We start from the raw sequence: 12,439 nt of genomic DNA, 5'->3' as shown, positions 1-12,439 counted from the left end.
CAGGATTTCGGGACTCTAACCGGCGGCGAGGCCCCTTGTGGTTTCAATCAGGTGAACTGAGCCAGAGGAGTGACACACTTCCGGTTGATCAACATCTCCTGGAACTCCTCCGGTGCCCGCGGCTCGCTGAAGAAGTAGCCCTGCACGGCCGGGCATCCGGCGACCCGCAACGCCTCCCAGTCGGCCATCTCCTCGACGCCCTCGGCGATCGTGGACATGCCCAGCGACTGCGCGAGCCAGAGCACCGCCTGGATGATCGAGGACTTGCGCTGGTCCTCGGCGAGGCCCGCCACGAACGAGCGGTCCAGCTTCACGATGTCGGCCGGGACGGACTTCAGCCAGGTCAGCGAGCTGTACCCGGTGCCGAAGTCGTCCAGCGCGATCCGTACGCCGAGCTGCTTGATGGTGGCCAGGCGCTCGCTGACGTCGACCGTCGACAGGAGCAGCGCGGTCTCGGTGATCTCCAGGACCAGGCGGGACGGGTCCAGCCCGGGGTGCTGCGCGAGCAGGCCGGCCAGCATCGGCACGAAGTCCGGCTCGGCGAGCTGCCGCGGGCTGACGTTCACCGACACGTATCCCAGCCGGCCCGACCAGTAGATCAGGTGATCGATCGCCGAGCGCAGCACGTGCTCGCCGAGCGGAACGATCATGCCGGTCTCCTCGGCGGCGCCGATGAAGTGGTACGGGCTGAGGATCTTCCCGTCCGGCATCCGCATCCGCACGAGCGCCTCCGCGCCGACGATCTGCCCGGTGACGGTCGACACGACCGGCTGGAACCACAGCGGCAGCGTCCACGGCAGGTGCCCGGCGAGCGCCTGGCGCAGGCGTGCCTCGGCGGCCAGCCGCTCGTGCACCGACACCCGCATGTCCTCGGCGAACACCTCGAGCCGGTTGCCGCCGGCGCGCTTGGCGGTGTACATCGCCGTGTCGGCGGCCAGCACCACGTCGTCGGCGTGCTCGGCGCCGTGATCGGTGGCGACGCCGATGCTGACCGAGATCGGCAGCTGGTTGCCGGCCACGTCGAGCGGCTCGGCCATCGACGCCAGGATCTCCCGGCCGACGCGCAGGCCGGCGCCGTCCGGGCCGGTCACCGCGACGACGAACTCGTCACCGCCGAGCCGGGCCAGCAGCGCGCCGGCCGGCACCACGCCGGTCAGCCGGGCCGACAGCGCACGCAGCACGTCGTCGCCGGTCGCGTGCCCGGCGCCGTCGTTGACCGATTTGAACCGGTCCACGTCCAGGTAGATGACGCTCACCGGCTCGCGGCCCTGCAGGAGCTCACCCAGGTCGTTCTCGAACGCCTGGCGCGACAGCAGCCCGGTCAGCGAGTCCTGCCGCACCTGCCGGCGCAGCTCCTCCTCGTGGTTGCGGACGCCGGTGACGTCGAGGCAGTGCGCGAAGACGAACCGGAGCGTGCCCTGCTGGTCGTAGAGCGGCGTGCTGTGCACCTCGACCCAGATCAAGGACCCGTCGTCGGTACGGCGGTACTGGCGCGTCAGCGTGAGCGGATCCGCCGACGCCGACATCTGCGGGAACAGGCTGCCCTGGTTGCCGACGGCGACGAGCGGCACATCCCGTACGGAGAAATCGGGTGCAAGCTCTTCCGGAAGGCGCAGCCAGTGGCGGTAGGCCGCGTTCGTGCGCAGCACCCGCCCGTCCGGCGCGAACATCGCCATCGGCACCGGCGTCTCGTCGAACGCGACGCTGAGCTGGGCCTGGCTCTCCTGCAGGTTCTCGGCGGCGCGCGCCTCCTCGGCCTCGGTCAGCCCCCACTGCACGACCTGGAAGCCGGCCGCGAGCAGCACCGCGAGACCGTGCAGCCCGGCCCAGATCAGCGGGTGCGCCTGCGCCGACTGGTGGTCGTAGGTGTGCGTCCCGGTCAGCATGCCGAACAGGCCGTGGTGGACGGTGGTGGCCACCAGGAACGCCCCGAACGGCGCCCAGTCCCGGTAGAGGGCGAGCGCGGCGACTGCGACGAAGAACGAGAAGTGCGCCTCGGTCAGGCCGTTGCTCAGCGACACGAAGCCGGCGCACGCCACGGTGAAGCCGAACGCGACCGCGACCGAGCGCAGCCGCCGGCCCTTCAGCAGGGTCGCGGCGACCACGCACGGCAGCACGAGCAGGTCGGTTGCGAGCAGGGTGGGACCCTGGCCGGGGCGCAGCGCGCCGAACACGGTCACCACGACCACGACCACGGCGAGCAGCACGGTCAGCAGACGGTGCCGCGTCGTCCAGTCCTCGTCGCGCAGGCCCCCACCGGTCGGCAGCCGGTCTCGCAGCGTCTTCAGCCAGGTCCCCACATCGCACTTCATCGACAGCGCGGGGCGGCGGATGGAGTCTCCCGGGGTTGCCGGTCAGGAGTGAACCACGCCGGACAGCGCCCGGGTGAAGCGGTCCACGTCCTCCTCGGTGCTGCCCAGGCCCCAGCTGGCGCGGAGCAGCCCCGTCCCCGGCGAGCCGCACGCGTCCGTTCTGTCGGTGTCCACCAGGCGCCGCACCAGCGGATGCGCGCAGAACTGGCCCGCTCGCACCCCGATGCCGTGGTCGCGGCCCAGCCGGTGCGCGACCTGCGCGGGGTCGTGACCGGGAAGGGCCAGCGAGACGATGCCGACCCGGGGATGGTCCGGCCCGAAGAGGCTGACCTCCCGGACGCCCTCGGGCAGGCCGGCCCGCAGGCGTGCCAGGAGACGCTGCTCGTGCCGGTGCAGGGCGTCCCGATCGGCGGTGAGCAGGGCCGCGCAGACCGCGGCGACCGACACGGCGCCGAGCAGGTTCGGGGTGCCGCCCTCGTGCCGGGCCGGGCCGGTGGCCCAGGTCAGCTCACCGGGGTGGTCGCCGACCGTGGCACTGGCGCCGCCGCCGTGGAGGTAGGGGCCGGCGGCGTCCAGCCAGTCCGCTCTCCCGGCCAGGACTCCGGCACCGAAGGGGGCATACAGCTTGTGACCGGAGAAGGCGAGATAGTCGGCGCCGAGCTGGTCCAGGCTCACCGGCAGGTGCGGCGCCAACTGGGCCGCGTCGACGATCACGCGTACGCCGTGAGCATGGGCGAGGTCGGAGAGTTCCCTGATCGGCCACACCTCGCCCGTTACGTTGCTCGCGCCGGTGACGGTGAGCACCGCCGGGCCCGTGACCCTGGCCAGCGCGCCTTCGACCGCATTCAGCGCCTCCTCGGGCGATGCGGGGGCGGGAAGGCGCAGCGGATTCGGCCAGGGCAGCAGGTTCGCGTGGTGCTCCCCCTCGAACACGATCGTGGTGGTGCCCTCGGGCAGCGCCCGGGCCAGCAGGTTCAGCGCATCCGTCGTGTTCCGCGTGAAGATCACCTCGTCGCCGGGCCGGGCGCCGACGAACTCGGCCACCACGTCCCGGGCCACCTCGTACGCCACCGTCGAGGTCTGCGAGCGCACCCCGGTCCCCCGGTGCACGCTGCCGTACCGCGGGAGCAGCTCGGCCACGGCCTGCGCCGCGGCCTGCGCACAGGGCGCCGAGGCCGCGTAGTCGAGGTGCGCGAAACGTACCGTCTCGCCGCTGGGAAGTTCGGTCTTCAGGTCGTCGCCGACGATGTCGAGAGCCGACACGGCATGCCTCCGCCGAGGTCAGGGACCCCGAACGGGCCCGCGCTTGCCGGCGTCGGGCGACACCGGCCCGGTCCTCACCCGGGGCACCCCATCGCGAACGCAAGGGTTGCCGGTCAGCAAGCCGGGGCTACGCGCTGACACTCATGACCTGGCGACGAAGTTAGCAGAAGTCACAGGCTCCCGCCATATCCCATTCCAGAAGTAGGGATTACGGTCGATGCATGAGCAACGACTTCGCGCAGCAGTGGACGCAGTGGCACGACGAGCACGAGAAGCGGCGGGCCGATCCGCACGGGTTCCTGGCGATCACCGGCCTGCACTGGCTGGACGGGAACCCGCAGCGGTTCCCGGGCGCGCCGGGTGAGTGGAGCACCGGCCCCGACGGCGTGGTGGTGACCCTCGCACCCGGCGAGTCGCTGGACGGGATCGGCCCGGGCGAGCACCGGTTCGATCCGATCCCGGAGCGCGGCGACATCACCGTCGGTTACGGCGACGCGAAGCTGGAGATCGCCCGCCGTGGCGGGTACGACGTGCTGCGTCCCCGGCACCCCTCGCACGAGACGCTGGTGAAGTACCTCGGCACGCCGGCCTACACCCCGGACGAGAAGTGGGTGGTGAGCGGCACGTTCGTGCCGTTCGAGGAGCCGGTGCCGGTGACCGTGGGCTCGGTGTCGGAGGGGCTCGAACACGTCTACGAGTCGCCGGGCAAGGTGAGGTTCACCGTCGGCGGGCAGGATCTGGAGCTGACCGCGTTCAACGGCGGCACTCCGGGGTCACTCTTCGTGTTGTTCACCGACGCGACTTCGGGGGTGACGACGTACGCCGCGAACCGCAGTCTCGCCATCCCGGCGCCGGACGCGGACGGCACCGTGACCCTGGACTTCAACCGGGCGACGAACCTGCCGTGCGCGTACACCGAGTTCGCCACGTGCCCGCTGCCGCCGGCCGGGAACAAGCTGCCGATCGCGGTGGAGGCGGGCGAGCAGCTTCCCCGCTGACGTCGACGCAAACTCCCCGCTGACGTCGATGGGAACTCCCGCTAACGTCGATGCGATGGAGGAGCTGCTCGCGTCCGCCGAGGCGCTGATCGGAATCCGTTCCACCGCCGACCGCCCCGATGAGCTGCACCGGGCCCTCGGCCTCGTGCTCGACCTGGTCGGCCCGGGCTTCGACGTCCGCCGCTTCGAGTCCCGCGGCAAGCCGAGCGCGCTGGTCACCCACCCCGACCGCCCGGGGCGGCCCCAGGTGATCCTCAACGGTCACTTGGACGTCGTCCCCGGCACGCCGGAGCAGTTCCGGCCGCGCCGGGAGGGCGACCGGCTCTACGGCCGGGGCACGCACGACATGAAGGTGGCCGCGCTCGTGCTGGCCACCGTGTTCCGGTCCCTCGCGGCCGAGCTGCCCTACCCGATCGCGTTGCAACTGGTCACCGACGAGGAGGTCGGAGGCTTCGACGGTACGGGTCATCAGGTCGAGCAGGGAGTCCGCGGCGACTTCGTGGTCATCGGGGAGAACAGCGCCCTGCGTGTGGTGACCGAGTCCAAGGGCCTGGCCCGGGCGCGACTGATCGCTTCCGGCCAGACGGCGCACGCGGCGTACCCGTGGCTCGGGTCGAACGCGCTGCTCGCCCTGCACGCGGGGATCGGCCGGCTCCTCGAGCGCTATCCGGTGCCGGCGTCGGAGGCCTGGACCACGACGGTCAACGTGGCCCGGATCGAGACGACGAACGAAGCCGTCAACCAGGTGCCGGCCGACGCGACCGCCTGGCTGGACATCCGGTTCCCGCCCGAGGACACCGACCTGACCGGGCGCTCCCCCGACGAGATCGCCACCCACCTGCGGAAGATCACCGGCTTGGAGGTACGGGTCGACGCGCTCGGCACGCCACACCGGGCCGACCCGTCGAGTGCGCGAGTGCGTGCGCTGCAGGAGGCGGCACGCGCTACCGGCTACTCCGGCGAGCTGCTGCGCAAGCACGGGGCCGCCGACAGCCGCTTCTACTTCCCGCTCGGCGTCGACGCGGTGATCTTCGGTCCGGCCGGGAACGGCCAGCACGGCCCGGACGAGTACGTGGAGATCAGCTCGCTGGGTCCGTACGCGCAAGCCTTGTCGCTCTTTCTGAAGTCAGGTTCCTTATATACGTAACCTGCGATAACCTGCGGGGATGAGCTCCTCCCTTCAGCAGGTCGGCCTGGCCGTCAAACGCCTCCAGTGGCAGCACCATCGCAAGGCGAACCGGCGCCTGGCCCCGCTGGGCCTGTCCCTGGTGCAGTGGGACACCCTGCGCCACCTGCACGCCATCCCCGGCGCCTCCCTGCATCGGCTGGCCGAGCTGACCTTCCAGACCGACCAGTCGATGGGCGAGCTCGCCCGGCGCATGGTCGACCGCGGTCTCATCGAGCGGATCGAAGGACCCGGCCGCAAGGTTCAGCACCAGCTCACCCCCGCCGGTGACGAGCTGCGGCTGGCCGGCGCGGAGGCGGTGGACGGCGTCCTCGCCGAGTCCCTCGGGCGCCTCAGCGCCGGCGAGCGCGAAACCCTCCACGAGTTGCTGCTCAAAGCGGCCGAGCCGCAGTGAAGCCGCGGCCCGGATGACACGTCCGTGGCTAGCCGACCAGGGCGCCGTCGCCGCGTGGAACCCGCGGCTCCGCGATCGGCTCGGCGGCCACGACGCGGTTGCGGCCGGCCTCCTTCGCCCGGTAGAGCGCGGCGTCGGCCCGGGCGATCAGCTCACCGGCCGTCTCCGTGCCGTCCCAGCAGGCGAAACCCGCCGAGAACGTCTGGCCCAGGGGCGTGACCTCGAGCGTCCGCCGCAGGATCGTGGCAGCCTCGCCGGCTGTCACGCCGGGGAGCAGGGCGATGAACTCCTCGCCGCCGAAACGCGCCAGGGTGTCGACCGCGCGCAGCGAGCCGCGCCAGGCGGAACAGGCCTCGACGAGCAGCCGGTCGCCGGCCGGGTGACCGAAGGTGTCGTTGAACTTCTTGAAATGGTCGAGGTCGATCATCGCGACGACGACCGGGGCACCGGAGGCCTGTGCCTGCTTCAGGGCACGGGGAATGTCGTCGTTCCAGGCACGCCGGTTCGGCAGCCCGGTGAGCTCGTCCTGGCGCGACAGGGTCTGCACCTTCGCCGCCTGCCGCTCCACCTCCCGCACCAACTGGGCCATCCGGGTCACGACCAGCAGGAACAGCACCGCCGAAGCGAGAACGATCGCCAGGCCGTCCGCGAGCGTGTTCGTCACCAGCTGCATACCGAGCAGGACCGGGGCGATCAGCGTGGCGGCGGCGAGCGAGGCGAGCATCGGGAGGCTGAGCCGCGGAGCCGCGCCGGCGCCGGCCTGGTCCAGCTCCCGGGCGCTCGGGTGCAGCGCGGCCACGCCGAAGAGCGAATAGGCGGTCAGGAAGATCATGTCCATCCCGCGGTTGACCACCTGCAGGCCGTTGATGTCGACGCCGAGGTTGTTGAGCACCACCCACGCCGTGTCACCGACGAAGAAGGCGCCGCAGGAGGCGGCGATCCACCAGAACGCCGAGCCGCGGGTGCCGCCCGAGCGCAGCAGCCGGGTGAGCATCGCCAGCAGCAGCAGGTCACCGACCGGGTAGGCGATGGAGACCATCCGGGCCAGCAGCGTCGTGTCCGGGCTGTGCGCGGCGGGTGCGATGACGTAGACCCAGGCGAGCACGCCGAGCCCGACGGCGAAGGTGCCGGCGTCCACCATGGCAGCCCAGTTCCGGCGGGGCTCACGTCGTTTGAGCAGCAACGCCACGCCCAGCGCACAGGCCGGGTAGAGCGTCAGGAACAGCGGGTCGGCGACCGTCGGCGACTCGTCGACGTGCAGCACCTCGGCGGAGTAGATGGCCACCGCGATGCCGGAGACGTTGCCGAACAGGCCCGCCGCGAAACACCACCACGGCGCCCGCTGCCCCGGCGCGAGCCGGTGCGCGCCGACCAGCACGGCGGCGACCGCCCCGTAGCCGACGGCGACCTGCCAGGCCGCCTTCCACCACGCGCTCTCCGGGATCAGCTGATAGGCGAGCAGTGCCGCGGAGGTGACCGCACCGTACAGCTTCCACCTGTGACGGCTCATGTTTTCCCCCCGGACGGCAATGGTGCTGCCGTTCAGCACACCACCCGGCGGGGTCCGGCCGAGTTGTGCGACGGGTGCAATCCGGGAGCGGACCGTCCCCGGAGCCGCGTCAGGCGGTGAAGGAGAGCAGGTATTCGATGCGGTGGGCGATGCCACGCAGGTACGGACCCCGGTCGGCGTCCACCCGGGCGTTCCACGAGCACGGCCCGTGGCGTTCCAGCATCTCGGCGTACCGCGACGACGGGTCGACCCGCAGGCCGCTCGGGCCGACGGTCTGGTCGGCGTACGTCAAGGCGTCGGCCAGCACCGTGCGCTCGTCGGGATACGCCGCGAGCAGCTCGCTCAGCCCACGGGCGGCGGCCACGAACCGGGCACCCGAGTGGTACGCGACCAGGCCCGCCACGCGGACCGGCCAGCCGTTGCGGGTCAGGTGGTCGGCGCCGTCGAGCGGGTGGAAACCGGTCACCACGGTCTCCGCCGCATAGCCGACGTCGTGCAGCCACGCGGCGGCCGTGATCAGGTCGGCGTCGATCCCGAGCGGCGCGGCCAGCCCGGACGCACGGGCGGCGACACCTCTGGTGTGCAGCCACCGGTTGCCGAGGTCACCGAGCAGGGACTCGGCGAGCACCCGGGCGGCGGCGCTGAGCGGACCCTCGGGAAGGGTCGCGACCGGGGTGAGGACGCTGGTGGCCGTCATCGCCGAAGCGTAGGCCCCCGATGGTGAACAGCAGACGAACTGGGCATGAGCAGGCCCTGAATCACCCGGCCACCGAGGTGGCTGCCAGTGAAGAGCGCCGGTCGAGCGCGAAACTCGTCGCGGCGAGCACCAGGCCGACCCCGGCCAGGGCGACACCGGTCCAGGCCGGCGCCAGATATCCGTACCCCCGGGCGATCACCAGGCCGCCGAGCGCCGCCCCGAGACTGTTGGCGACGTTCATCGCGGACTGGTTGACCGCGGCGCCCATCAGCTGCGCCTCCGGCGCGAGCGTGATCAGCCGGGCCTGCAGGGCCGGGCCCAGGGACAGGCTGGTCGCGCCGACCAGGAACGACGCCACGAACAGGCCGATGGTCGTGTCGGCGATCAGCGCGAAGATCACCAGCGCGACGATGACCGAGCCGAACGAGACGATGGTGGCGCGGCGCAGGTCACGATCGGCGAACCAGCCGCCGAGCGCGTTGCCGACGGTCATGCCGAGCCCGACCGCGACCAGCGCCCACGGCACGACGCCGGCGGCCAGCCCGGTCACCTCGGTGGTCACCGGCGCGATGTAGCTGTCCACCGCGAAGAAGCCGGCGAACCCGATCGCGGCGGTCACCGCGATCAGCCAGACCTGCGGCCGGCGCAGCGCACGCAGCTCGGCCCGGACCGACGCGCCGGCCGCCATCGGGATGTGCGGCACCGTGGCCAGCACCGCGAACAGGGCGAGCAGGAAGACCCCGGCGATCGCCAGGTACGCCACGCGCCAGCCCGCCGACTGCCCGACCAGGGTGATCAGCGGGACCCCGGCGACGTTGGAGAGCGTCAGGCCGCCGAGCACCGTCGCGAAGCCGCGCGCCTCGTTGCCGGGGCCCATCAGGGTGGCGGCGAGCAGGCCGGCCGCGCCGAAGTAGGCGCCGTGCGGCAGCGCCGCGACGAACCGCGCGACCAGCACCAGGCCGAACGTCGGGGCGAGCGCCGACGCGACGGTGCCCGCGGTGAAGAGCACGAGCAGGGCGAGGACGAGCTTCTTGCGGGGCATCCTCGCGGACAGCGCGGCGATCAGCGGCGCACCGGTGACCACTCCCAGCGCGTACGCCGTGATGACCCAGCCGGTCTGCGCGAGCGCGTCCTCCTGCGAGCGGGCCCACGCCTGCGGCACCATGTCGCGCGCCATGTCCGGCAGCAGGCCCATCGCCACGAACTCGGTCAGGCCGATCGCGACGCCGCCCAGTGCCAGCGCCACCAGCGCGGTCCACCGCTGCCGCCCGGTCAGTTGATCCACCAGACGACCCTAGGGTGTTGCGGGGCGCGGCTTCGTCGTGGAGTGGGCGACCTCACCGGACTCATACCTTCGGCCGTACGGATGTCAGCCGAACAGATCTTGGCAGCCTCATATCGGGCTGGTTCGATCCGAAGGTTCTCTGTGCCATGAGAGTCCCGACGTCAGGAACCCCATGAGCGATACGCCCAAACCGGGGCGTCACCGGATGCAGATCAGCTGGCTCCGGCAGTACCGCAAACGCCTTCTCGGCGGCGCCGTCGCGCTGCTGTCGCTGACCCCACTGGTCTTCTTCAACACCGCGGACGCGGCCACGGCCCTGCCGCCGCAGCCCGGCACGTTCGCCGGCAAGGCCTTCGACGCGTGCGCCGCGCCGTCCAGCTCGACGATGGCCACCTGGCTGAAGTCGTCGCCGTACCGCGCGGTCGGCATCTACATCGGTGGCGCGAGCCGGGGCTGCGCCCAGCCGAACCTGACCGCGGCCTGGGTCCGCGAGCAGATCACGCGCGGCTGGAAGCTGCTCCCGCTCTACGTCGGGCCGCAGGCCAGTTGCACCACCGCCAAGAAGAGCGTGATCGACAACGCGAAGGCGGGTGCGCAGGGCACGGCGGCCGCGACCGACGCCGTCGCACAGGCGAAGGCTCTGGGTCTGTCTCCGAACAGTGTGCTGATCTACGACATGGAGGCGTACGACACGAAGAACGCCGCCTGTCAGGCCGGGGTGCTCGCGTTCATGAACGCGTGGACCTCCCGCTTGCACGCCCTCAGCTACGCCTCCGGCTTCTACAGCAGCGCCGGCAGTGGTGTCGCCGACCAGGTGGCGGTCTACAACAAGCTGGGCTACGCGCGGCCGGACTACGTCGACTTCGCCCGCTGGGACAACGTGGTCACCGTCTCCGACGCGGCGATCCCGAGCACGTACTGGACCGGTCACCGCCGGATGAAGCAGTACCAGGGCGGGCACAAGGAGACCTACGGCGGCGTCACGATCAACATCGACAGCAACTACGTCGACTTCCGCCGGATGCCGGCCACCCTGCAGGCCGACTGGAACCGCAACGGCTGGTCCGACCTGCTGGCGATCACCACCGGCTCGAAGCGGCTCTACTCCTACGCCGGCAACGGCAACTACCTCGCCACCGCCGGGACCCTGGTGGGCAGCTTCGGCGGCTTCGACCAGATCCTCCGGATGGACCTGGACAAGAACGGCATCCAGGACGTCGTCGCCCGGCAGGCGTCGACCGGCGCGCTCTACTTCTACCCCGGTCGCAGCACCGGCAAGCTGGGCAGCCGCAAGCTGCTGTTCGGCAACATGAAGTCGATGCGCGAGCTGACCGCGATCGGGGACTTCAACAAGGACGGCTACCCCGATCTGCTGGCCCAGCAGAAGAGCACCGGCAACCTGTTCCTCTACCCGGGCAAGGCGGGCGCGAAGCTCGGCCCGGCCAAGCGGGTCGCGACCGGCAACTGGTCCAACCGCAACGAGTTCACCGGCGTCGGCGACTTCAACCGCGACGGCTACCAGGACCTCGTCTGCAAGGTCATCAAGACCGGCCAGATCATGCTCTACAAGGGCAAGGCGGGCGGCTTCCAGGCCGGCGTCGTGATCGGCTCCCAGCCGGGTCTGCGCGACCTCACCGGCATCGGCGACTTCGACCGCGACGGATATCCGGACGTGGCCGGCGTGCAGGCGAGCACCGGTTACCTCATGCTGCTCCGCGGCAGTGGCACCAAGCTGAGCGGTGGCATCCGCATCGCCAGCGGTTACAAGGCCCGGGCTCAGCTCTTCTAGACCCTCATTTCGCCGTACGGCGGTGAGCCGCCACGACCATCCGGGAACCTTCCGCGGTCAAGTGGCTCACCGCCGTCGCCGCGCAAGCTCGAGGCTGGCGCTTCCGATCCGGCGGGACGCGACGAACGCTCGAGTACCGGCAGCGGCGGGCTCTACCGGTCGAGTGCCTGGGTGATCTGGCGGGTGGTGACCGCGGCGATGTGCGGGTCGGTGGCGGCGTAAGCCGTGTAGGCGATCAGGCCCGCGGAGAGCGCCCACCCACGGCCGCGCGCCCACGTCGGGTCGTCGACGCCGAGCGCTTCCCGGAACGCGGCCCGGCTGCGCGCCGACATCAGCGTGAACGCCATCATCAGGTCGACCGCCGGGTCGCCCGCGCCGAGGCCGCCGAAGTCGATGACCGCGCTGACCCGGCCGGCGGTGGTGAGCAGGTTGCCGGTGTGGAAGTCGCCGTGGAACCAGACCGGTGGCCGCTCCCAGCCGGGTGCGGCCAGGGCCTCGTCCCAGAGCCTGGTCATCGCCACCGCGTCGAAGGCGTCCGCGGCCTGCGTGATCGCGGCCCGGGTCGACGGGTCCCGGCCGGCCAGGCCGTCGTTGCCGGTCGGTGCGCCGTCGACCGGCAACGCCTGCAACGCGTGCAGGAAACCGGCGAGCGTCTCCGCGGTGGCAACCGAGTCGAGTGCCGTGGTCGCGGGTTCACCGTCCATCCAGCGGGCGACCGCCCAGTGCCACGGGTAGCCGAAGCCGGGCTCTCCCACCGCGACCGGCACGGGCACGGCCAGCGGCAGGTGCGGCGCGAGCTTCGGCAGCCACTCGAACTCCTTCGCGGCCTGGCCGATGGCGCCCTCGTGCCGGGGCAGCCGCACCGACAGCTCCGGGCCGAGCCGGTGGATGACGTGGTCGGAGCCGGCCGGGTCGACGAGGCTCAGCGGGAGCCCGGCCCACTCCGGGAACTGCGTGTCCACCAGGCGCCGCACCAGATCGGTGCTGATGTTCTGCACGACTTCC

The 12,439-nt window shown here is 71.5% G+C and carries 10 protein-coding genes and 1 riboswitch; of the genes, 4 read left to right on the top strand and 6 right to left on the bottom strand.

Annotation, left to right across the window (positions count from 1 at the left end):
• Positions 1-47: 47 nt before the first annotated feature.
• Entirely contained in the window at positions 48-2,300 is a 2,253-nt protein-coding gene (locus Acy02nite_RS30225; RefSeq protein WP_239175351.1) for a putative bifunctional diguanylate cyclase/phosphodiesterase, read from the bottom strand.
• Positions 2,301-2,354: 54 nt separating this feature from the next.
• Positions 2,355-3,560 (bottom strand): aminotransferase class V-fold PLP-dependent enzyme, encoded by a 1,206-nt coding sequence (locus tag Acy02nite_RS30220; RefSeq protein ID WP_239175369.1) that lies wholly within the window; start codon positions 3,558-3,560, stop codon positions 2,355-2,357.
• A 49-nt stretch (positions 3,561-3,609) separates the two neighbouring features.
• A riboswitch (SAM riboswitch) is annotated at positions 3,610-3,724 on the bottom strand.
• Between the two features lie 72 nt (positions 3,725-3,796).
• Between Acy02nite_RS30220 and Acy02nite_RS30215 the strand changes: the two genes are divergently transcribed.
• The 3 genes from Acy02nite_RS30215 to Acy02nite_RS30205 are packed head-to-tail and all read left to right on the top strand — an operon-like array spanning position 3,797 to position 6,153.
• The gene (locus tag Acy02nite_RS30215; protein ID WP_203747058.1) at positions 3,797-4,573 is read left to right on the top strand and encodes a DUF1684 domain-containing protein; all 777 of its coding nucleotides are present in this window, start codon (positions 3,797-3,799) and stop codon (positions 4,571-4,573) included.
• Between the two features lie 55 nt (positions 4,574-4,628).
• Positions 4,629-5,720 carry a M20 family metallopeptidase gene (locus Acy02nite_RS30210; RefSeq protein ID WP_203747055.1) on the top strand — a complete coding sequence of 364 codons (1,092 nt, stop codon included), beginning with the start codon at positions 4,629-4,631 and terminating at the stop codon, positions 5,718-5,720.
• A 19-nt stretch (positions 5,721-5,739) separates the two neighbouring features.
• A complete protein-coding gene (locus Acy02nite_RS30205; protein WP_203747052.1) occupies positions 5,740-6,153 on the top strand; it encodes a MarR family winged helix-turn-helix transcriptional regulator in 414 nt (137 codons plus the stop codon).
• 28 nt (positions 6,154-6,181) lie between these two features.
• Here Acy02nite_RS30205 and Acy02nite_RS30200 read toward each other — a convergent pair whose 3' ends face one another.
• From Acy02nite_RS30200 to Acy02nite_RS30190, 3 genes are all read right to left on the bottom strand, one after another.
• Positions 6,182-7,663 (bottom strand): GGDEF domain-containing protein, encoded by a 1,482-nt coding sequence (locus Acy02nite_RS30200; RefSeq protein ID WP_203747049.1) that lies wholly within the window; start codon positions 7,661-7,663, stop codon positions 6,182-6,184.
• Between the two features lie 109 nt (positions 7,664-7,772).
• Complete coding sequence (locus Acy02nite_RS30195; protein WP_203747046.1) at positions 7,773-8,360, bottom strand: HD domain-containing protein; 588 nt, start codon at positions 8,358-8,360, stop codon at positions 7,773-7,775.
• A 61-nt stretch (positions 8,361-8,421) separates the two neighbouring features.
• Positions 8,422-9,645 carry an MFS transporter gene (locus Acy02nite_RS30190; RefSeq protein WP_203747044.1) on the bottom strand — a complete coding sequence of 408 codons (1,224 nt, stop codon included), beginning with the start codon at positions 9,643-9,645 and terminating at the stop codon, positions 8,422-8,424.
• Between the two features lie 172 nt (positions 9,646-9,817).
• Between Acy02nite_RS30190 and Acy02nite_RS30185 the strand changes: the two genes are divergently transcribed.
• Positions 9,818-11,434: a glycoside hydrolase domain-containing protein gene (locus Acy02nite_RS30185; RefSeq protein ID WP_203747041.1), complete on the top strand. Its 1,617-nt coding sequence runs from the start codon at positions 9,818-9,820 to the stop codon at positions 11,432-11,434.
• A 152-nt stretch (positions 11,435-11,586) separates the two neighbouring features.
• Here the strand turns inward: Acy02nite_RS30185 and Acy02nite_RS30180 are convergent, their stop codons facing one another.
• Entirely contained in the window at positions 11,587-12,432 is an 846-nt protein-coding gene (locus tag Acy02nite_RS30180; protein ID WP_239175349.1) for an aminoglycoside phosphotransferase family protein, read from the bottom strand.
• Positions 12,433-12,439 lie beyond the last annotated feature (7 nt).

It is taken from the genome of Actinoplanes cyaneus, from assembly GCF_016862095.1.
In the GTDB taxonomy this organism is placed as follows: domain Bacteria; phylum Actinomycetota; class Actinomycetes; order Mycobacteriales; family Micromonosporaceae; genus Actinoplanes; species Actinoplanes cyaneus.
This window is presented reverse-complemented; position numbering and strand designations above follow the sequence as displayed.